This is a genomic window from Pelobacter propionicus DSM 2379, assembly GCF_000015045.1.
Taxonomy (GTDB): Bacteria; Desulfobacterota; Desulfuromonadia; order Geobacterales; family Pseudopelobacteraceae; genus Pseudopelobacter; species Pseudopelobacter propionicus.
Window position 1 is genome coordinate 1826921 of sequence record NC_008609.1, and the last position, 19726, is coordinate 1846646.

At 59.7% G+C, this 19726-nt stretch carries 18 protein-coding genes and 1 tRNA gene; 7 read left to right on the top strand and 12 right to left on the bottom strand.

Going from position 1 to position 19726, the window contains the following annotated elements:
- The first annotated feature begins 81 nt into the window (after window positions 1–81).
- The 3 genes from PPRO_RS08480 to PPRO_RS08490 all read left to right on the top strand — a co-directional run bounded on the left by PPRO_RS08480 (window position 82) and on the right by PPRO_RS08490 (window position 3437).
- A complete protein-coding gene (locus PPRO_RS08480) occupies window positions 82–555 on the top strand; it encodes a tRNA (cytidine(34)-2'-O)-methyltransferase (protein WP_011735590.1) in 474 nt (157 codons plus the stop codon).
- A gap of 25 nt (window positions 556–580) precedes the next feature.
- The gene (gene truD, locus PPRO_RS08485; protein ID WP_011735591.1) at window positions 581–1783 is read left to right on the top strand and encodes a tRNA pseudouridine(13) synthase TruD; all 1203 of its coding nucleotides are present in this window, start codon (window positions 581–583) and stop codon (window positions 1781–1783) included.
- A 268-nt stretch (window positions 1784–2051) separates the two neighbouring features.
- Entirely contained in the window at window positions 2052–3437 is a 1386-nt protein-coding gene (locus PPRO_RS08490; protein WP_011735592.1) for a TatD family hydrolase, read from the top strand.
- Between the two features lie 76 nt (window positions 3438–3513).
- On the opposite strand, the gene PPRO_RS08495 is transcribed toward PPRO_RS08490, so the two are convergent.
- The 4 genes from PPRO_RS08495 to asnS form a co-directional block, all read right to left on the bottom strand.
- Window positions 3514–3975, bottom strand: coding sequence for a surface-adhesin E family protein (locus PPRO_RS08495; RefSeq protein ID WP_011735593.1), 462 nt, complete (start codon window positions 3973–3975; stop codon window positions 3514–3516).
- Between the two features lie 88 nt (window positions 3976–4063).
- A tRNA-His gene (locus PPRO_RS08500) sits at window positions 4064–4139 on the bottom strand.
- A gap of 87 nt (window positions 4140–4226) precedes the next feature.
- On the bottom strand, window positions 4227–4508 hold the full coding sequence (locus tag PPRO_RS08505; RefSeq protein WP_011735594.1) for a DUF503 domain-containing protein: 282 nt from the start codon (window positions 4506–4508) through the stop codon (window positions 4227–4229).
- A gap of 3 nt (window positions 4509–4511) precedes the next feature.
- Window positions 4512–5891 (bottom strand): asparagine--tRNA ligase, encoded by a 1380-nt coding sequence (gene asnS / locus PPRO_RS08510; protein ID WP_011735595.1) that lies wholly within the window; start codon window positions 5889–5891, stop codon window positions 4512–4514.
- 259 nt (window positions 5892–6150) lie between these two features.
- Here asnS and selD point away from each other — a divergent pair, with 259 nt between their 5' ends.
- Entirely contained in the window at window positions 6151–7197 is a 1047-nt protein-coding gene (gene selD / locus PPRO_RS08515) for a selenide, water dikinase SelD (RefSeq protein WP_011735596.1), read from the top strand.
- Window positions 7198–7215: 18 nt separating this feature from the next.
- A complete protein-coding gene (yedF, locus tag PPRO_RS08520; RefSeq protein ID WP_011735597.1) occupies window positions 7216–7830 on the top strand; it encodes a sulfurtransferase-like selenium metabolism protein YedF in 615 nt (204 codons plus the stop codon).
- A 269-nt stretch (window positions 7831–8099) separates the two neighbouring features.
- Here the strand turns inward: yedF and PPRO_RS08525 are convergent, their stop codons facing one another.
- From PPRO_RS08525 to tsaB, 8 genes are all read right to left on the bottom strand, one after another.
- Window positions 8100–8576, bottom strand: a complete 477-nt coding sequence (locus PPRO_RS08525; protein ID WP_041532221.1) for a hypothetical protein — start codon at window positions 8574–8576, stop codon at window positions 8100–8102.
- A gap of 74 nt (window positions 8577–8650) precedes the next feature.
- Complete coding sequence (locus PPRO_RS08530) at window positions 8651–9391, bottom strand: hypothetical protein (RefSeq protein WP_011735599.1); 741 nt, start codon at window positions 9389–9391, stop codon at window positions 8651–8653.
- A 62-nt stretch (window positions 9392–9453) separates the two neighbouring features.
- Complete coding sequence (locus PPRO_RS08535) at window positions 9454–10167, bottom strand: DUF6134 family protein (protein WP_011735600.1); 714 nt, start codon at window positions 10165–10167, stop codon at window positions 9454–9456.
- A 304-nt stretch (window positions 10168–10471) separates the two neighbouring features.
- Entirely contained in the window at window positions 10472–11734 is a 1263-nt protein-coding gene (locus PPRO_RS08540; protein WP_011735602.1) for a Glu/Leu/Phe/Val family dehydrogenase, read from the bottom strand.
- Between the two features lie 155 nt (window positions 11735–11889).
- Window positions 11890–12909: a type I glyceraldehyde-3-phosphate dehydrogenase gene (gene gap, locus PPRO_RS08545; protein WP_011735603.1), complete on the bottom strand. Its 1020-nt coding sequence runs from the start codon at window positions 12907–12909 to the stop codon at window positions 11890–11892.
- A 194-nt stretch (window positions 12910–13103) separates the two neighbouring features.
- Entirely contained in the window at window positions 13104–13994 is an 891-nt protein-coding gene (sucD, locus tag PPRO_RS08550) for a succinate--CoA ligase subunit alpha (protein WP_011735604.1), read from the bottom strand.
- Entirely contained in the window at window positions 13982–15166 is a 1185-nt protein-coding gene (sucC, locus tag PPRO_RS08555; protein ID WP_011735605.1) for an ADP-forming succinate--CoA ligase subunit beta, read from the bottom strand. The genes sucD and sucC overlap by 13 nt, the downstream gene beginning before the upstream one ends.
- A 36-nt stretch (window positions 15167–15202) precedes the next feature.
- Window positions 15203–15925, bottom strand: coding sequence for a tRNA (adenosine(37)-N6)-threonylcarbamoyltransferase complex dimerization subunit type 1 TsaB (tsaB, locus tag PPRO_RS08560; RefSeq protein WP_011735606.1), 723 nt, complete (start codon window positions 15923–15925; stop codon window positions 15203–15205).
- 241 nt (window positions 15926–16166) lie between these two features.
- Here tsaB and PPRO_RS08565 point away from each other — a divergent pair, with 241 nt between their 5' ends.
- Together PPRO_RS08565 and PPRO_RS08570 are read left to right on the top strand one after the other, a co-directional pair.
- Window positions 16167–18221, top strand: a complete 2055-nt coding sequence (locus PPRO_RS08565; protein WP_011735607.1) for a serine protein kinase PrkA — start codon at window positions 16167–16169, stop codon at window positions 18219–18221.
- A gap of 102 nt (window positions 18222–18323) precedes the next feature.
- Entirely contained in the window at window positions 18324–19721 is a 1398-nt protein-coding gene (locus PPRO_RS08570) for a DUF444 family protein (RefSeq protein WP_011735608.1), read from the top strand.
- Window positions 19722–19726 lie beyond the last annotated feature (5 nt).

The window sequence follows — 19726 nt, forward strand, 5'->3', positions numbered from 1 at the left end:
GGGCTAGGCTGTTCAGCTTGAAGCCGTACCAGGTCCGCAAGACGCCCTGGTGTCCAATAACCACTTTTTCAGAGGATAACCGTGCCGGAAACGCCTCCTTTCAACATCGTACTGGTAGAACCGGAAATTCCGCCCAACACCGGCAACATCGCCCGGCTCTGCGCCGCAACCGGAACCGTGCTGCACCTGGTGGAGCCGTTGGGTTTCTCCATCGACGACCGCCAGCTGAAGCGGGCAGGCCTTGATTACTGGGGGAGTGTCACCCTCAAGGTCTGGCAGCGTCTGGAGCAGGTCTGGCAGGAATTTCCCCGGGGGCGTTTCTTCTATCTCAGCACCAAGGCCGGACGGAGCTACCTGGCGGCGGATTTCAGGCCCGGCGATTTCATCGTCTTCGGCAAGGAGACCAAAGGGTTGCCAGCCGAGATCCTGGAGTGGAACTCCGAGACAGCCATCACCATCCCCATGCCGGCCAACGCGGTGCGCAGCCTGAATCTCTCCACCTCGGCCGGCATCGTGCTCTACGAGGCGCTGCGCCAAGCCGGGCAGATCGTCTGACGAAACCATCTCCCTGGGGGTAACCATGTCCGAGCAGCGCTATCTGACCGCCCATCTGCCGGGGTGCGGCGGGGTCATCAAACAGTCTCCCGACGATTTCATTGTCACGGAGATCCCGGCCTATGAGCCGTGCGGTTCCGGCGAGCACCTCTACCTGACCATCGAGAAGCGCGGCCTGACCACGCTGGAGGCCATACGCCTGATCGCCCGCAGCTTAAGCCTGCCGGAGCGGGAGATCGGCTACGCCGGCATGAAGGACAGCGTCGGCGTCACCCGCCAGACCATCTCCGTGCCCCGCATCCGGCCGGAGGAGGTTGCCGGACTCAGTCTGAAGGGGGTGCAACTGATCTCGGCACTGCGTCATACCAACAAGCTTAAGCTGGGGCACCTGAAGGGCAACCGCTTCAACCTGGTCGTGCGCTCCGTTAACGAAGGGGCTCTTGCGGCGGCATCGGCCATACTCAAGGTTCTCGTGGAGCGGGGAGTGCCCAACCGCTTCGGCTACCAGCGTTACGGTGTTCAGGGTAATTCCCATCTTATCGGCGCTGCCATGCTGCGGGGCGACTGGAAGGGGGCCGTGGATCTGCTCATGGGGGATCCCCAGTTGCTGCGTGACGACCAGTGGCGATCCGCCATCCAGGCTTACCAGCGGGGAGACGTGGCTGAGGCGCTGCGCCTGCTGCCCCGCCACTGCGACTGTGAACGGAGCGTGCTACAGCGTCTGGTTTCCCGGCCAGGCGCCTGGGAAAAGGCTTTTGGCGCCGTCCACCCCCGCCTGAGGAAACTGTACCTCTCCGCCTATCAGTCCAGCCTCTTCGACCGGGTCGTGGAAGAGCGACTCGACCGCATCGACCGGGTCATGGAGGGGGATCTGGCCTGGAAGCATGTCAACGGAGCCTGTTTCCTGGTGGAGGATCAGGAACAGGAGCAGCCGCGGGCCGAGCGCTTCGAGATCTCCCCGAGCGGGCCGATGTTCGGCACGAAAATGATGCAGCCCCAAGGAGAGCCGCGTAACATGGAAGAGCGTATCCTGGCGGAGGAAGGGCTCACCCTCGATTCCTTCGGGGCACAGAGCGGAGTCGCCATGGAGGGGCAGCGCAGGGCGTTGCGGGTGCCGCTGGGCAATCCTTCCTGCAGCCAGGAGGGGAGTAGCCTGTGTCTGGAATTTTTCCTACCCAAGGGGAGTTACGCCACCTCGGTTCTGCGGGAGATAACCAAGAACTTCTGAAGCGATACGGATACCTGCCGGAACAGGAGTCTGGCATGAAGCCGGAACCGTGACACCTTACGGACTCATCTCGCTTTACATGCCTCAGTCCGGGCGCCCCAGCCGGTGGTGCGTCCGTGGCGGAGCTGTCCCGCCTCAGCCGTATGCCTTTCTTCGGCGGAGATTGACTCCGGCATTACGCTCGATCCGTCCTCCATGTGTCGCGGTTCCTCCCCTTCAGAGTAAATTCCAACGTAAGATCGCATACAAAAGCCAAAGGAAACAGTTAATGTCGCACACACCTGTTCTGATCGACTCCCATGCCCACATTTACTACCGCGACTATGACGACGACTTCGAGGCCATGCTGCAGCGCGCGGCCGATACCGGCGTGGCCGCCATACTGGTGGTCGGCACCGACCTGGAAACCAGCCGCCAGTCGGTGGAACTGGCGGAGAGGTATCCCCGGATCTACGCAGCCGTCGGCATCCACCCCCACGATGCAAGCCAGGTGACCGAGGAGAGCTACCAGGCCATCCGCGAGCTGGCCCTCTCCAGCCCGAAAGTCGTTGCCATCGGCGAGATTGGACTGGATTTCTACCGCGACCGTTCCCCCCGCGACGTGCAGGAGGCCGTGTTCCTGCGTCTGCTGCGCCTGGCCGGGGAGCTGGACATGCCGGTGATCATCCACGATCGCGATGCCCACCAGCGGGTGCTGGAATGCCTGCGCCAGGAGGGAACATCGCGCGGCGTGCTGCACTGTTTCTCCGGCGACGCGGCCATGGCGGCCGAGGCCATCGCCATGGGACTGTACATCTCCATCCCCGGCACCATTACCTATCCCTCCAACGACGCCCTGCGCCAGGTGGTGCGGGTCACCAGCATCGACCGCATGCTGGTGGAGACCGACTGCCCCTACCTGACCCCGGTGCCGCACCGCGGCAGGCGCAACGAGCCGGCTCATGTGCTGCTGGCTGCCCAGCGGGTGGCCGAGGTGAAGGGGCTTACCCTGGATGACGTGGGCCGCATCACCACCAAGAACGCGAGCGACCTGTTCGGCATGCGTCTCTGGGACCAGGCCGCCAAAATCGCTTACCGCATCCGCACCTCCCTCTACCTGAATATCACCAACCGCTGCTCCAACCGCTGCTCCTTCTGCGCCAAGTTCGATGATTTCACCGTTAAGGGGCACAACCTGCTGCTGGACGCAGAACCGTCCTTTTTGGAGGTCATGGCGGCAATCGGTCAGCCGGATGCCGACCTGGATGAGGTGGTCTTCTGCGGCTTTGGCGAGTCGTTGCTCCGGCTGGATCTTGTCAAACAGGTGGCGGCCGAAATGAAGGGGCGCGGTTTTCGTATCCGCATCAATACCGACGGTCAGGCCAACCTGGTGCACGGCCGCAACATCCTGCCCGAACTGGTCGGGCTGGTGGACAGTATCTCCGTCAGCCTCAACGCACCAGACAGCCAGACCTATGTCAGGCTTTGCTCCACCCCCTTTGGGGAGGCGGGTTTTGCGGGTGTGTGCGACTTCATCCGTGAGGCGCGGCAGTACATCCCCCAGGTGGTGGCCAGCGCCGTCACCGTGCCGGGGGTGGATATCCCGGCCTGTAGCATGCTTGCCGAATCCCTGGGAGTTCAGTTTCGGGTCAGGGAGTACGAGGAGGTCGGCTAGGGAGGGAGATGGTAGGGAAAAGCAACGAAAAAGCCACATCGGATGATGTGGCTTTTTCGTTGCCTGATCACGGGCTTTAGCGGCAGACGATGTCGTACAGGCGTGCCGCCGGAGTGTCTGGAGTGATGGGCAGGTAGGGATCCGGCGTAACAGGTGGAGCAGTGATCTCTTTGTTTGTCTTGTCTATGACCAGCGGTATCCCCACTTCCTGCTCCATGGCTGTTTTTGACACCGCCTCGTTGGATGGAGAATAGTTGAAGCCGATGTTTACCTTGTATCTGCGCTCATCGCATTTGATCATGAACATGTTTTTCGCGTAGCTCACGTCGTCATCTCTGATGTGCCGGATGTCATGGAATACGGTTTTTACCCAGATCTTGACCAGATGCTGGTCGTCTTTCCGCTTCATCTTGTCAAGGGTGTAGTAGTAGGTGCTGTCCCTGTCCTTTGACAGGAATGCCCACTTGTCCGGCCGCTCATCGCGGGAGCAGGAACAGAGCAGAACGGTCAGCAACAGAAGGGAAAGAATGGATTTCATCGCGTCATCTCCGTGTTGGGGCGGGACGCCGGCTGGCGTCCTTTGCTACGAAAAAAGCACCTGGACCAGGTCCAGGTGCTTGAATTTTTGGGGTGGCTAGAGGGGATCGAACCCTCGAATGTACGAGTCACAGTCGTAAGTGTTAACCGCTTCACCATAGCCACCGTAATGAGTTCTGACTTTTATCCCAAAACCGGCGTCAAAGTCAAGCATATTTTTCCGGATAAAACATCAAACCGTCGTACCCCTGATCATACCTCCGAAATATCCGATCCCGTGATCTCCACGTCCGGCCAGTTCTCGTAGACCCAGTCCTCCAGTCGCTCCAGGGTAGAGCGGGCGATGCCCTTGTCCGGGCTGACGGTGACGAAACCCAGCACCGCCACCCGGGGGTTGTCCTGGCGATCCACTTCGGCGCAGGAGACGTTGAAGCGGTTGCGGCTGCGCCCCAGAAGGCTCTTGACGATGCCCCGCTTCCCCTTCAGCGAGTCGCAGGAGAGGGAGAGGTGGAGTTCGAGACAGAAGATGAACATGGTTCAGAACTCGGCGTGGCGCGGAGTGCGGGGGAAAGGGATAACGTCGCGGATGTTCTCCATGCCGGACAGGTACATCACCAACCGCTCGAAGCCGAGGCCGAAACCGGCGTGGGGGCAGCTCCCCCAGCGGCGGCTCTCCAGGTACCACCAGAGCGGCTCCCGGGCGATGCCCAACTCCGCCATGCGTGCCTCCAGGACGTCCAGCCGCTCCTCGCGCTGGCTACCGCCGATGATCTCGCCCACCTTGGGCACCAGCAGGTCCATGGCTGCCACGGTCCTGTTGTCCGGGTTGCTGCGCATGTAGAAGGCCTTGATGTCCCGGGGGTAGTTGAGGATGAAGGCCGGTCCCCCCACGATCTTCTCGGTGATGTAGCGTTCGTGCTCGGTCTGCAGGTCCAGCCCCCATTCCACCGGGTAGGAGAATGTGACGCCCGACCGCTGCAGCCGTTGGATGGCCTCGTCGTACTCCATGCGCACGAAGTCCGCCTCGGCTACCCGGCGCACCCGCTCCAGGAGCCCCTTCTCGATCTGGCGGTCGAAGAAGGCCATCTCCTCAGCACACTCCTCCAGGGCAAAGCGGCAGAGGTAGCGGACGAACTTCTCCGCCAGGGCGGCGTCGTCGGCCAGGTCGGCGAAGGCCATCTCCGGCTCGATCATCCAGAACTCGGCGGCGTGGCGGGGGGTGTTGGAGTTCTCGGCCCTAAAGGTGGGGCCGAAGGTGTAGATGTCGGAGAAGGCCAGGGCGAACAGTTCCCCCTCCAGCTGACCGCTGACGGTCAGGCCGGTCTTCTGGCCGAAGAAGTCCTGGCCGAAGTCCGGCCTCCCCTCCAGCAGGGGAGGGGAGGCGGCGTCCAGGGTGGTCACCCGGAACAGCTCGCCGGCCCCCTCGCAGTCGCTGGCGGTGATGATCGGCGTATGCACGTAGAGGAAGTTGTTGTCGCCGAAGAAGCGGTGGATGGCCTGGGCCAGGCGGGAGCGCAGCCTGAACACCGCGCCGAAGGTGTTGCTGCGCGGCCGCAGGTGGGCGATCTCCCGCAGGTATTCGAAAGAGTGCCGCTTCTTCTGCAGCGGGTAGTTCTCGTCGCTGGTACCCACGATGGCGATGCTCTCCGCGCGCAGTTCCCGCTCCTGGCCGGCGGCCGGTGATGCCACCAGCGTGCCCGTGACCCGTAAGGAACAGCCGGTGGCTATGGCGTCGATCTCAGAAAAGGCCGGGCTCTGCTCTTCCACCACCACCTGGATTCCGGCCAGGTTGGAGCCGTCGTTGAGCGCGATGAAGGCGATTCCCTTGGAAATCCTTAAGGATCGGACCCAGCCGGCAATGGCGTAGGTCTGTCCGCTTACCCCCTGGGACAGCAGCTGTCTGATGATTGTTCTCACGGATTACATCCTCCCTTCGGCGCGTGTGCTGGCGCAATGATACGTGCATGGGGGAGGGGATGCAAGGGGGATGGAGGGGAGATGTTAAGATCATTAGAAAATTTGACCCGCTCTCTCCTCTTGTGTAGATTGGCTCCCGCATAACTCATGTATGCGCTGCCGGTGAAGAAACGGTGTAATCCGCTACATGGCCTGTATCCGGGATACGCGATGATGTTTTGCCCTCTGCGCTATTTTGATCGTTGCAAGGAGCCTTTCAATGACTGACACAACCATACGACTCACCCAAACCGTCAAGGGAGCGGGGTGTGCCGCCAAACTTGCCCCCGGAGACCTGGATCGGGCCCTGTGCGGGCTGGACCTCCCCGTGGATCCCAATCTCCTTGTCGGCCTGGAACGTGCGGATGATGCCGGGGTCTACCGGATCTCGGACGATCTCGCCCTTGTCCAGACCATAGACTTCTTTCCACCCATGGTCGACGATCCCTACAGTTTCGGCCAGATCGCCGCGGCCAATGCGCTGAGCGACATCTATGCCATGGGAGGGGTTCCCAAGACCGCCATGAACGTGGTGGCTTTTCCGGCCAAAACCATGGATATCTCGGTCCTGCGCAGTGTTATCGAAGGCGGGCTGGACAAGATGCGGGAGGCCGGGGTTGTTCTGGTTGGCGGGCATACCGTGGAGGACAGCGAGCTTAAGTACGGGCTTTCGGTAACGGGCTTCATCCACCCCGACCGCATCCTGACCAAGAAGAACCTGCAAACCGGCGATTGCCTGATTCTCACCAAGCCGCTGGGGACCGGGATCGTATCAACCGCCATCAAGGCCGGCCTTGCCGGCAGTGATCTGACCGAAAGGGTCATCCGGAATATGACGGCTCTGAACCGTGACGCGGCTCTGGTTATGGGGGATTTTACGGTGCATGCCTGCACGGATATCACCGGTTTCGGTTTTCTGGGGCATCTTGCCGAAATGGTGGTGGATTCCGGCTGCGGGGTGCGCATAATTGCGGCGGATGTGCCGCACTACCCCGAAGCCCTGGAGTGGGCGGATATGGGCCTGATTCCGGGAGGCGCCTACAACAACAGGGATTTCAGGGGGATGTTCGTCGATTTCGGAGCCGCTGTTTCCCGACGGTTTCGTGATCTGCTTTTCGATCCCCAGACTTCCGGGGGCCTGCTGATCGCCGTTGCGCCCAACGAAGCTGAACAGCTCGTTGCCGCGCTGAAGGCGACCGGAATCGAGTGCGCCGCGGTTGTGGGTGAGGTGGTTGAGGAGCCGCTGGAACGGATTGTCGTGGAATAATAAACAGGGGGAAGTGTTATGCTGAACGATCTCGATTGCCGCGGTCTGGAATGTCCCGCCCCGGTGCTGCGGGTCAGACAATTCATCGAAGAGGAAAACCCCGCCGCCATTGCGGTGCTTGTCGACAATGATGCGGCGCGGCAGAATGTGAGTCGTTTTCTGGAACACCACAGCTATCGGGTCAGCAGCGAGCAACAGGGGGGCCGGTTCAGGGTTGTCGGCACGAGAACCGAGGGGGCTGCTGTTCCGGAAACCATGACGCCATCGCCTGTGCGGGAAAAGCGGGAGAGCGGGGCAGGGAAGATCATGGTCCTGATCACCAGCGAAACCATGGGACATGGCGATGACGCCCTGGGAGACATGCTCATGTTCAATTTCCTGAAGACCTTGAAAGAGATGGGACCGGAACTCTGGCGTGTCGTCTTCGTAAACAGCGGCGTGAAGTTCACGGCGGATGGCTCCGAAGGGGTTCCCGTCCTGCGGGAACTTGTCGAAAGCGGAGTCGGGATCATGGCCTGCGGCGCGTGCCTGGCCTACTTCCACATTCTGGACAAGATTCAGGTTGGGGAGGTCACGAACATGCTTGAGGTTGTCACCGCCATGAAACGTGCCGACAGCGTTATCACGGTGTAGCTGCCCGTGACTTATGTGATGTCTCCCCGGCTATCCCCTGGCACGACGATACGGCAGATGTAAGGGGGAAAAGGATATGGGGGTATGATGGCGGGGAAACGTTCTGATCCTGTGGCGATTGGCGAAGGCTTGTAGCGACGAGAGTGCGCCATGGGAGAACGGGGTAAACTGATAGGCAGGCACCTTCCCTTTGTTTCTTCACTCCTTGTGCGGGATACCGCTGTAATCTTGCTCAGCGACATGAACGGTTGCACGCTGCATGGCCTGACTCATCTCTTCATATCCCTGATGCCGCGGATGACGTCCCGCGAGCTGTCGGCTGCAACCACTTCCATGTCGTTGCCGTCGTTGGCGATGCGCAACGTCCTGACAATCTCTCCGGTTCCGCAGCGCCGCAGTTCTGCCTCCAACTCCAGTTCAAAATGTTGGCGAACGCCGAAGCCAAAAACCCACCAGCGGGATTTCGTGTCGCTCATGACCTTGCTGACATGTCCCACCAGTTCGTAATCGCCGGTCGTGCAATCCCGAACAACGGTCATGCGTGTTTCGGCCCTGAGGCGTTCGATCATGAAGCGGCGGGACGTGCGGCTGATATCTCCCACGGTCTCCCCGGTGACCGCGGACGGATTGTTCGTCTGGTACCTGTCGGAGGCAAACTGATTGACAACGATTGATCCCGCGCGTGGTATGGGGGACGCGCAGGCGGTGAGCATCAGGGCAATAAAGAACAGGGTGCTGTTTTTCACTGGATCTTCCATCCGTTATCGTTACAAAGCTAAAAAAGTCGGGCGCGGCCCCACAGGACCCCCCACGGGGAGGGTCACTGCTTCCAATATTCCTGCGGTTTGCGTCTGATATCCTCCGCCAGTGCGGACAGACCAGAATTCAACCCATTACTCAAGAGTATGTTCATGCCGGTATAGGGCTCATCATGTGAATAATTGTAATAAAAACCGAATATTCTGTTCCACTCACCTTTTACGTGACATTTCCAGACCACGGTATTGTCACAGGCCCGTCTCATTTCGTAGTGGACGTCAAGATTGTTATAAAGCCTTCCTTCAGGCAGACCAAACGCCCAGGGAACAATCCCGAACAGTGACAAGCCGTATGAAGTAATTGCGGTGTCCACACTGGCCTTGTTGATCCTGCCGGTGATAATAAAATCCGCTTTTCGGCTTTCGCCCGGTTTTACCAAAGATACGTCTTTGAACAGATTGTTCTGTTTCATCTCTTGCATAAGTGCGTGGGCAAAGTCCCTGCTCGGCTGCAAGTCTTTGATTGCAAATTTCTCTTCAGCTTCCGGCTGTCCATAATGAGAACTGGCGTATGGCATAAGCGGAAGGTAGATCAGTTCGACATTTTCATTGCGTTCCTTTTTGCGCGCATCTTCCAGATAGGTGATGGCAACGCTCGCCGGCAATGGCTGCATGTCGTTACTCACTCTTTGGCCCGGGATGTAGGCATAGCGGGAACTGTCCAAGGTTGCCCCGCATCCTGCGCATATGAAAAGGGCAAGCCAAAAACATGCTGGAAATAGGATTCTCTTCATATCTTCCACGGCACGACCTCCTTCTTTCGTAAATATGTCCCTTCTCGTGGAACCTGCTCAGGGTGTCCCGGTCACCGATCGACGGCAACCCCGGTCTGGCGCACCGCATAGGCAGGGTTGAACAAGCCCGTTTTTTCCTTCCCCTCCTGACGTACGACAATTGGCAGGCCACTGACAATCGCGGTCCAGCGTCTTCCCGCGGAGTTCTTGTCGGCGAAATCAGACACGATGACACGGCAGTTCTGGCCGTTGATCTCGGTCTGCTCTTCTGAGACATGCCGGTACTCCCGGTCGACAATTTCGGCGTTTTCCAGATCGACAATCCGCATCCTCCTGACCTCTCCGGGTGTCAGTGTCACCTCTGGATACTCCATATTGGTCGTCACATAGCCTGTAACCGGAAACTTCTTCTGCTCCGATCGCGTCCCGTCGCGGACCAGCATGCTGAAGATGCCGCCACTGGACTCGCCGCGTATCTCCCGGCGGCGTCCCTTGTTATCAATGGTTTTGTGGTATCTCACCAGCTTGCCGCCGCGGATGCTGGCTGTCTCGCTGCTGGTCAGGGAAAACTTGAGGAACAGGAAACGCACATTCACGTTTACATCGGCGCGGAACTCGTTATCACGGGCAGTACCGATGGTTTTCGCGCTGACCGTGCCGATATCCGAGCCAAGGCTGCGGATGACATATTTCACGGCAACCGCGTGGTTTTCTCCGCTTGTGGCGGTGGCGGCTACGCAAAAGAGGGAGCAGACGACGAGTAGGGTGTAGAGTGTCAATCTCACGAAAAGGCCCTCAATAGGTTTGAAGAATAACCGGCTGGCTGGCGGTGGCGTTACTGATCATCTGCTGGGCGGCAGCGGGAAAATGAGTGCGAGAGAGGCATGACAGGTGAAAGGCACCAGAAAATAGCCGACTGTCGAGCCTGAGGGCAACGACGCGGCCGACTTGATCCTGCCACTGGGGCCTTTGCCCGTTTATCACCTTCTGGCCTGAGAACCGACGTGTACCGGTTCCGGATGAGGCATGCTGGAGAACGTACACCGTGTCCAGATAGGGGTGGAGACCCTGAGCGGCAGACCGCGGATGTCACGGATACAGCCCCCTCAGCCTGGTTGCCTCGATCACCCGGCCGATGCCCAGCATCTGGGCCGCTGTCCTGTTGTCGACGCCGGAATCTTCCGCGATGGCGGTGACTTTGTTGAAAGCACTCACCATCAGCATACGCAGTTTTTCGTTGATCTCATCCTCGTTCCAGAAGTAGTTCTGCAGGTCCTGGACCCACTCGAAATAGGAAACCGTTACCCCTCCGGCATTGGCCAGAATATCGGGGATGATGAACACTCCCCTGTCATTGAGGATTTCGTCGGCTGCGGGGGAAACCGGGCCGTTGGCGCCCTCGGCCAGGATTCTGGCCCTGACCTTGGCGGCATTGTCCTTGTGGATGGCGTTTTCCATGGCCGCGGGGATGAGGATGTCGCAATCCACGGAAAGCAGTTCTTCATTGGTTATGACATCGAGCCCCTGGAATCCCGCCAGGCTGGCATGTTCCCGGTAGTAATCCTGAAGCGCAGAGATGTCGATGCCCCGGTCGCAGTAGACTCCCCCCTTGGAGGTACTGACTGCCGTGATTTTGACTCCCGCACGGCAGAGGTGCTTGGCCGCGGATGCTCCCACATTGCCGAAACCCTGGATGGCGGCGGTCGCTCCGCCCAGATCCATGCCCAGCTTTCGTGCAGCCTCGAAGATGGTGTAGACGACCCCCAGTCCGGTCGCCTCGCTTCTCCCTTCCGATCCGCCGATTTCGATCGGCTTTCCGGTTACCACTCCCGGTACCGAATGCCCCATCTGCATGGAGTAGGTATCCATCATCCAGGCCATTATCTGGGAATTGGTGTTGACGTCCGGCGCCGGTATGTCCCTGTCCGGGCCGATGAAGCTCAAGATTTCTGCGGTAAACCTGCGGGTGAGGCGCTCGATCTCGCCGGCGTTCATCTGTTTGGGGTTGCATTGGACCCCCCCCTTTGCGCCGCCGAAAGGGATGTTCATCACGGCGCACTTCCAGGTCATCCAGGCTGCCAGGGCGGTGATTTCGTCAAGCCCAACGTTCGGATGATAGCGGATGCCACCCTTGGCCGGTCCCCTGACGGTATTGTACTGCACGCGAAAGCCCCGGAAAACCTTGAGCTGGCCGTCATCCATGACCACCGGCACCGAAACCAGCAGCGCGCGCTCGGCGTATTTCAGCTTTTCCACCAGGTTCAGGTCGGCCTTCAGGTGCCTGGCCGCCTTGTCTAACTGGGTGTGCACCATTTCCAGCGGGTTGAGTCTTGTTGCCTCATCGGAATGCATCAGTTCTTCCTCGGTTTAACGAAGTGCAATTTGTTCTTTTCAGTAAACCACCGGCTGTGCCGGGAGGGGGTTCCGGGGACATACAGAACTACGTTGAAAAATGGAGAGTTGATCCTACTGTTTCCATTAGCCGCCAAGATATTTGCTGATTCTGGTTATCTCATCAGACTTCCCATGAGGCCTAAAGTTCTGATTAATTGACTTACATAGCTCATTTCATTGTCATACCAGGAAACAACTCTAACCTCATAAATCTTGGTTCCACACCGCTGCGCAAGTGTTTGCGTAGAATCAAAAAGTGAACCATAGCTTATACCAATTATATCGCTTGACACCAACTCCTCGTCAGAATATCCAAAGGAATCATCAGCAGCTCTTTTCATTGCTTCATTGATTCCTTCAACAGATACAGTCTCGGTCTCATCCTTTAAAGTGGCATCAAGAATAGTGATGGAACCAGAAGGAACAGGTACACGTTGCGCTGATCCGATAAGCTTTCCATCAAGTTCAGGAATGACAAGGCCGATAGCTTTCGCAGCACCGGTTGAATTAGGCACAATGTTAATTGCACCGGCTCTTGCACGGCGAAAATCACCTTTACGGTGCGGTCCATCAAGCAGCATTTGGTCGCCCGTATATGCATGAATCGTAGTCATGAATCCTGTTCGTAACTCACGATAATCATTCAATGTCTTTGCCAGAGGAGCAAGGCAATTGGTTGTGCAGGATGCACCGGAGACAATGAGGTCATCATATTTCAGAGTATGATGATTCACGCCATATACAATGGTTGGAAGATCATTGCCGGCAGGAGCTGAAATAAGAACCCTCTTTGCCCCTGCATCAATATGCGCCTGACTCTTGGTTTTTGAGCAGAAAAACCCTGTACACTCTAAAACAATGTCTACCCCAAGTTTGTCCCACGGAAGGTTCTTGGGATCTGCGTCTTTGTAAACTCCTATTTTCTTGTCATCAACGACAAGAGAGTCATCATCAAAACCGACAGTATGTCCTGCAAAACGACCTTGTACACTGTCATACTTCAGAAGATGAGCAAGCATCTTTGGCTCTGTTAAATCGTTAATTGCCACAACTTCAAAACGATCATCTTCAAAGATTTTTCGAAATGCAAGTCTTCCTATTCTCCCAAAACCATTAATTGCGACTTTATACATAGTAGTTCCTCCAGTTTAATATATATCTTGAATCCAGGGGGGGAATGCTTCCAAGTTGTTGAGTTGTTACAGTTCATCTGTTACTGATCGAACCCTATCAGCCAGTTCGGGGGTTTTCTGCATGCGCTCAGCCACGGGTTGTCGGAGGGGTCAAAGCTCAACATTCAACAGGTTTCCGACGTGCTCCACTCTCCTCAAGCCACGCTCAATCCAGCTTTTCTAAGCGCTTCGATCATTGCCTCGCCCATGCGGATCGGGCTGTCGGCCACGGTGACGCCGCACTCCTTGAGGGTGCGGATCTTGTCGGTCGCCTTGCCCTTGCCAGCGCTGATGATAGCGCCGGCGTGCCCCATGCGCTTTCCGGGAGGGGCGCTGACGCCGGCCACGAAGGCGGCCACCGGCTTGGTCATGTTCTCCCTGATCCAGAGGGCAGCCTCCTCCTCGGCGGTGCCTCCGATCTCGCCGACCATGAACACCCCGTCGGTGTCCGGGTCGTCATTGAACAGCTTGAGAACGTCGCTGAACTTCATGCCGATGATGGCGTCGCCGCCGATGCCGACGCAGGTTGACTGCCCCAGCCCCCTGTCGGTCAGTTGGCGCACGATCTCGTAGGTCAGGGTGCCGCTGCGGGAGATGACACCGATCCTCCCCGGTGCGTGGATCTGGCCCGGCATGATGCCCATCTTGCACTGGCCGGGGGTGATCACGCCCGGGCTGTTGGGGCCGACCAGCCTGGTTTTGCTTCCCTCCAGCACTGCCCGCGCCAGCACCATGTCCCGCACCGGTATCCCCTCGGTGATGCAGACGCACAGTTCAAGCCCGGCGTCCACCGCCTCGAGGATCGAATCCGCCGCCGCCGGGGGAGGGACGAAGATCAGGGATGCCGTGGCGCCTGTCGCGCGCACCGCCTGCTCCAGGGTGTCGAAGACCGGGAAACCGTCGATCTCGCTTCCCCCCTTGCCGGGCGTCACCCCGCCTACAACCTGGCTGCCGTAGGCCCGGCACTGCTGGGCGTGGAACAGCCCGCTGCGGCCGGTGATCCCCTGAACCACAAATCGAGTGTTTCCGTCGATCAGGATTGACATGGCTGGTTCACCTCCCGGTTCAGCATGGCGACGATCTGTTGGGCTCCGTCGCCCATGTTCTCGCCGATGCGGATGTTCAGGCCGGACTCACGGAGCAACTGTTTCCCCTCCTCGACCCGGTTGCCATCCATGCGCACCACTATCGGCAGTCTGCAACCACCGCCGGAGGCGGCATCGATGATCCCCTGGGCGATGATGTCGCAGCGCATGATCCCGCCGAAGATGTTGACGAACACTCCCCGCACGTCCCGGTCCTGCAGGATGATGCGGAAGGCCTCGGCCACCTTCTCCCGGCTGGCGCCGCCCCCCACGTCCAGGAAGTTGGCCGGCTCGCCACCTGCCTCCTTGAGCACGTCCAGGGTGGCCATGGCCAGGCCGGCGCCGTTGACCATGCAGCCGATGGCGCCGGAGAGTTTGATGTAGGAGAGATCAAACCTGGCGGCGGCGATCTCCAGCGGGTTGAGCTGGGAGTAGTCCACCAGGTCGGGGTACTCGCAGTGGCGCTGCAGGGCGTTGTCGTCAAAGGTCATCTTGGTGTCCATGGCCACCAGCCAGCCGGCGTTGGTCACCACCAGCGGGTTGATCTCCACCAGGGAGCAGTCCCTCTCCAGGAGGCAGCGGTACAGGTTGAGGATCAATTCCACGCACTCCTCGCAGAGTGGGCCGACCAGCCCCAGCCCCAAGGCGGTCCTGCGCGCCTGATAGGAACGCAGCCCGATAAAGGGATCGATGGTCAGTATCCGGATCCTGTCCGGCGCCGTGCGGGCGATCTCCTCGATGTCCATGCCCCCCTCAGCCGATGCGATCAGGCAGTAGCGGGAGCTCTCCCGGTCCAGGGTGATGGAGAGGTACAGTTCCCTTTCGATATCCACGACCTCCTCCACCAGCAGGCGGCGTACCTCCAGTCCCTCGGGCCCGGTCTGGGGCGTGACCAGTTTTGTGCCCAACAGCTCTTTGGCGATCTCGCCGGCCTGGCCAGGATCCTGGGCCACCCTGATGCCGCCTCCCTTGCCGCGGCCGCCGGCGTAGACCTGAGCCTTGATGACGCAATGTCCGCCCAACTCCCTGGCGGCGCGCTCCACCTGACTGGCGTTCATGGCCACCCGGCCGCGCGGGATGGCGATGCCGAAGCCAGCCAGGATATCCTTGGCCTGGTACTCATGGATTTTCATGGCGTTCCTCCTGGTTCTGAGGATGTCTATTTGGAACTACTGACGTTTGCGCAGCAGTTTCTGCTGGTCCAGCTTGGCGTATTCAGCCTCCGAGGCGCGGATGTAGACCGGCAGCAGCTGTTCGGGTGAAAGGGTCCGGCCCTGGCGGTAGCACTGGAGGGCCAGCAGCGCGCCGTTGGCGGCATGGCTGCTCTGCTGGGGAAAGGGGGCGAAACGGGCCCGATCCCCCAGGCGTGACGAGATCAGCTCCCGGTAGCGCAGCGCGCCATCGCCGCAGAGGATTAGCGGGCCCTCAACCTGATCGTCCAGAAGGTCCAGGAAACGTTCCGGCGCTAGGACGCACTCCTCGATCAGCGTCGTGGGAATGGGGGTGGAGCAGTCGCTGAGGGAGGCGTAAACCTCGTTCTTGCGGGCATCCAGCATCGAGCAGACCGGCAGGGATGCCAGAGGGAAGTTCATGGCCAGAAGCGTCAGGGATGAGTAGCCGGCGCATGGTTTTCCCGTTGCCAGGGCAAACCCCTGGGTGGTCGCCAGTCCGGCGCGCACGCCGGTGAAGGAACCGGGCCCCAGGGCGCAGGCGAACAGGTCCAGATCGTTGACGGTCAGGCCGGCAGCCTGCAGCAGGCGCAGGACTTCCGGCACGAGACGGGCGGACAGGCAGCGGTCCGCCATGAAAACAGATTCGGCCAGAGGCTTTTCAGCGGCAACGAGGGCCACGCTGGCCAGGGATGTGGATGTGTCGATACTGAGGATACGCATGGAGAAGAACACTTTCCTTATGGTGTGGTTTGGGAATCCGGCGTCTCCTGTTGGATTCTCGTTAGGTTGTACCGTGAAAGCATGGCAAACACAAGCCGCATTGACGTTCCGCTGGCGCCAGGGGAATCGCGCCTGTCGCACTGAAAACCGCTGGTTTGCTTGCCAATGAAGATTTGTGCGTAATACTTATGCCTGATGAAATCTCATAAATTTTAACTCACAAACAGGACGGAGGACGACCATGGCTGTCCAGGAGATGCTGATCCAGCATATAGCCGCATTGAAAAACGATGAACGTGTCTTCGAGAACGCCTTCCAGTCCGTTGCCAGGATGATTCTGGGGGCCGGCTTTGAAAAGGTGGTGGTCAACGGCAGGACCACCTACGACTTCACCCTCTTCCGCGGCGGCAAAAAGCACGCCATCGGCATGTACGATGAGATCAACAGCTTTGTCTCCTATGTCAAGGATGCGGCCGAGGGGGGCTCCAGCAAGGAGATGGCTTTCGTGCTGGTGGGAGAACCGGGCAACGGCAAGACCTTTTTCGTGGAGTTCCTCTGTTCCCGCTACCGGGACTTCCTCTCCCAGTCCAGGAACCGGCGCTACACCTTCCGCTTCGACGGACTGGCCCAGCTTGGGCACTACGGCAGGATCAACCAGGTGGATTCCCAGACCCTGGAAGACCCCATGATCCTGGCCATGAACCTGTTCGACAACCCGGACGACAACCGACGCTACCTGGCTGACCAGTGCGGGCTGGAGGAACAGGCTATCGAGCAGCTCTTTGAAAACTACCGCCCCCTGGGCGCCTGCAGCGGCTACATCTGGAACGACATCCGCGCCTTCTGTGACGGCAACCTGGAGCGCATGCTGGCGTTCGTCCAGGTCATCCCGGTTCCCATGAGCGAGAGCCTGGGAACGGTCACCGGAAAGTACCCGGCCAAGGACAAGATCACCTCCTCATCGGTGGACCTCCTGGGGGAGGAGTCGATCCAGCGCCTGCTGCACATCTCCGACACCAATAACCCCTACCGCTTCGACCTGCGCCGCGGCGCCCTGGCCAGAGTCGCCGGCGGCGGGATCCACTTCTCCGACGAGATCTTCAAGAACAAGAAGGACCTGGTGCAGGTCTACCTGGGGGTGATCCAGAACCGGGCCATCGAGATCGACGGCTACAGGTGGCCCATCGACTCGCTGATCATCGCCACCAGCAACAACTCCGAATTCAACCGCTTCCTGGCCGAGAAGGAGGAGGCGCCCATCGTTGACCGCTGCCGGATCTGCTATGTCTCCCACAACACCAACTACCTCTTGCAGAAGGGGCTGACCGCCTACGCCATCGGCAGCGAACACAAGACTACCCTGAGCAAGGAAGTGTTGCACCAGGACCCGAACCTGAACTACGCCGCCTCGGTGGGGGTGGTGCTGACCCGGTTGCCCCGCTCGGAGAAGCTGACCCCCATCGAAACCATGAAGCTGGCAGCCGGCGAGGTGGCCGGCGAGAAGAGCATCAAGACCCTGGCCGAGGTGATTGACACCCTGGGACAGGACCCGGACATCACCAAGCGCTTCGGCCAGAAGGGGCTGGGGCACCGCAGCCTGGGGCGCGCCCTGCAACTGCAGGTGGAGAGCTCCGAGACCAACGAAGGGCGCTGCATGTTCGCCTATGACGTGTTCAAGACCCTGGAGCGGGTGGTGCTGGACTATGTGGTGGAAACCAACGACCGGGCCAAGTACCTGGAGGACCTGAAGGTTGCCAAGGGGCTCTACCGCGAGCGGATCATGACCGAGATGTTCAACGCCTACATGGACGAGCCCCAGGCCATCCGCAAGGACGTGATGAACTACGTCAACATGATCATCGGCATCGATGCCGAGAACCTGGGTCCGGACCGCATGTGGAAGTACAAGGATCCCCAGACCGGCGAGCTTAAGGCGCTGAAGATCGACGAGCGCTACGTCAAGAGCGCCGAGGAACGTATCGGGCTCAAGACCGAGGAGCAGCGCGATTCCTTCCGCACCTCCATCCGCAAGATCTACGGCCAGAAGATCTCCGTGGACCCCAACTACGATTTCATGGACAACCTGGAACTGGTCAAGGCGGTCACGGATGTGCGCCTCAAGTCGGACATCGCCGGGGCGGGCAGCCTGATCGGCGCCCTGGCCAACCGGACCAACGAGGAGAACCAGAAGCTGTACGACCGCATGATAACCACCATGCTGGAGAAGCTGGGCTACTGCCGTACCTGCGCCCAGAAGACCATCGAGTACTTCTGCACCCAGGAAGACGAGAACTAAATATGTCCCCCTTTGAAAAAGGGGATTCAGGGGGATCTGACGGCAGCTGCCCCAATCCCCCGGCCCCCCTTTTCAAAGAGGGGTGCGTTTGAACGGAATTCCATGCGAAACAAACTGCTCACATACCTGGAAGAACTGAAGGCTGCCGGGATGTCTCCCCAGCGGGAGGCAGAGCTCAGGGCTGAACTGGAGACGGCGGATGATCCCCACGCCCCCCCCGCATCAGTCGCAGAGGGTGCCGGGACAGAGGGGAGCGGCCTGCCGAACTTCAAGGGGGGAGACCTTACCTTCCTGCAGCAGATTCCACCGCCCTACGTCAACGCGGCCGTGCTGGCCAAGTCCCTTGACGAACTGCTGGAACGGGACCGCCAGCGGGAGAAGGATGGCTTCCCGCGCAAGATCCAGGTGGGTAAACTGGTCAAGCCGGGCAAGGGGAACGCGGGCAAGGTGGTGGTGGTTCCCACCACCGTGGAGGAGAAGCTGATCCACGACTCGACCATCAGGCCGACCGGCGAGGGGGGGGGCGAGGGGAGCGGAACCGGTGGCAGCGGCGAAGGGGAGGAGGGGGAGGTCATCGGCGAACAACCGGTCCGCGGAGAGGCCGACCAGCCGGGAGGAGCAGGCCCCGGAGAGGGTGAGGGGGAAAACCACGAACTGGAGTCCACCGCCTACGATCTGGGCAAGACCCTCTCGGAGAAGTTCCAGCTCCCCAACCTGAAGGACAAGGGGAAAAAGCGCTCCTTCACCCGCTACTCCTACGACCTGACCGACAAGAACCGCGGATTCGGCCAGGTGCTGGACAAGAAGGCCACCCTGCGCACCATCGTGGAAACCAACATCGCCCTGGGGAATCTCCCCGACCTGTCGGACATCGATCCGACCCGTTTTTTGATCGCGCCCCACGACAAGATCTACCGCGTGCTCTCCCCGGAGAAGGACTACGAGCCCCAGGCCATGCTCTTCTTCCTGCGCGACTACTCCGGCTCCATGGAGGGCAAGGCCACCGAACTGGTGGTGTCCCAGCATGTGCTGATCTACAGCTGGCTGTTGTACCAGTACGCCGGCCAGGCCGAGACCCGCTTCATCCTGCACGATACCGAGGCCAGGGAAGTGCCGGACTTCTACACCTACTACAACTCCCGCGTCGCGGGGGGGACGCAGGTTTCCAGCGCCTTCAAGCTGGTCAACGACATCGTGGAGAAGGAGAACCTGGCCAGGGATTACAACATCTACGTGTTCCACGGAACCGACGGGGATGACTGGGACGACGGCGGCATGAAGGCCGTTGCCGAGATCAGCCACATGCTGGGATACGCCAGTCGGGTGGGGATCACCGTTGCGGCCCACGCCGGCCAGGACGGGGTAATGACAACGGTGGCGCGCTTCATGAACACCTCGGGGTTGCTCAAGAGCAAGCCGGGGCTGATCAGGATGGACATCATCCAGGAGGACGCGGACGAAGCGCGGCTGATCGAAGGGATCAAGAAGCTGATCTCCTGAACCTC

What these genes read in the sequence shown, in the direction of transcription:
- PPRO_RS08495 (WP_011735593.1), bottom strand. Translation starts at nt 3,975, where the DNA reads ATGAAATCCATTCTTTCCCTTCTGTTGCTGACCGTTCTGCTCTGTTCC.
- PPRO_RS08565 (WP_011735607.1), top strand. Translation starts at nt 16,167, where the DNA reads ATGGCTGTCCAGGAGATGCTGATCCAGCATATAGCCGCATTGAAAAAC.
- sucC (WP_011735605.1), bottom strand. Translation starts at nt 15,166, where the DNA reads ATGAAAATCCATGAGTACCAGGCCAAGGATATCCTGGCTGGCTTCGGC.
- PPRO_RS08505 (WP_011735594.1), bottom strand. Translation starts at nt 4,508, where the DNA reads ATGTTCATCTTCTGTCTCGAACTCCACCTCTCCCTCTCCTGCGACTCG.
- PPRO_RS08570 (WP_011735608.1), top strand. Translation starts at nt 18,324, where the DNA reads ATGCGAAACAAACTGCTCACATACCTGGAAGAACTGAAGGCTGCCGGG.
- PPRO_RS08540 (WP_011735602.1), bottom strand. Translation starts at nt 11,734, where the DNA reads ATGCATTCCGATGAGGCAACAAGACTCAACCCGCTGGAAATGGTGCAC.
- truD (WP_011735591.1), top strand. Translation starts at nt 581, where the DNA reads ATGTCCGAGCAGCGCTATCTGACCGCCCATCTGCCGGGGTGCGGCGGG.
- tsaB (WP_011735606.1), bottom strand. Translation starts at nt 15,925, where the DNA reads ATGCGTATCCTCAGTATCGACACATCCACATCCCTGGCCAGCGTGGCC.
- PPRO_RS08490 (WP_011735592.1), top strand. Translation starts at nt 2,052, where the DNA reads ATGTCGCACACACCTGTTCTGATCGACTCCCATGCCCACATTTACTAC.
- selD (WP_011735596.1), top strand. Translation starts at nt 6,151, where the DNA reads ATGACTGACACAACCATACGACTCACCCAAACCGTCAAGGGAGCGGGG.
- gap (WP_011735603.1), bottom strand. Translation starts at nt 12,909, where the DNA reads ATGTATAAAGTCGCAATTAATGGTTTTGGGAGAATAGGAAGACTTGCA.
- sucD (WP_011735604.1), bottom strand. Translation starts at nt 13,994, where the DNA reads ATGTCAATCCTGATCGACGGAAACACTCGATTTGTGGTTCAGGGGATC.
- yedF (WP_011735597.1), top strand. Translation starts at nt 7,216, where the DNA reads ATGCTGAACGATCTCGATTGCCGCGGTCTGGAATGTCCCGCCCCGGTG.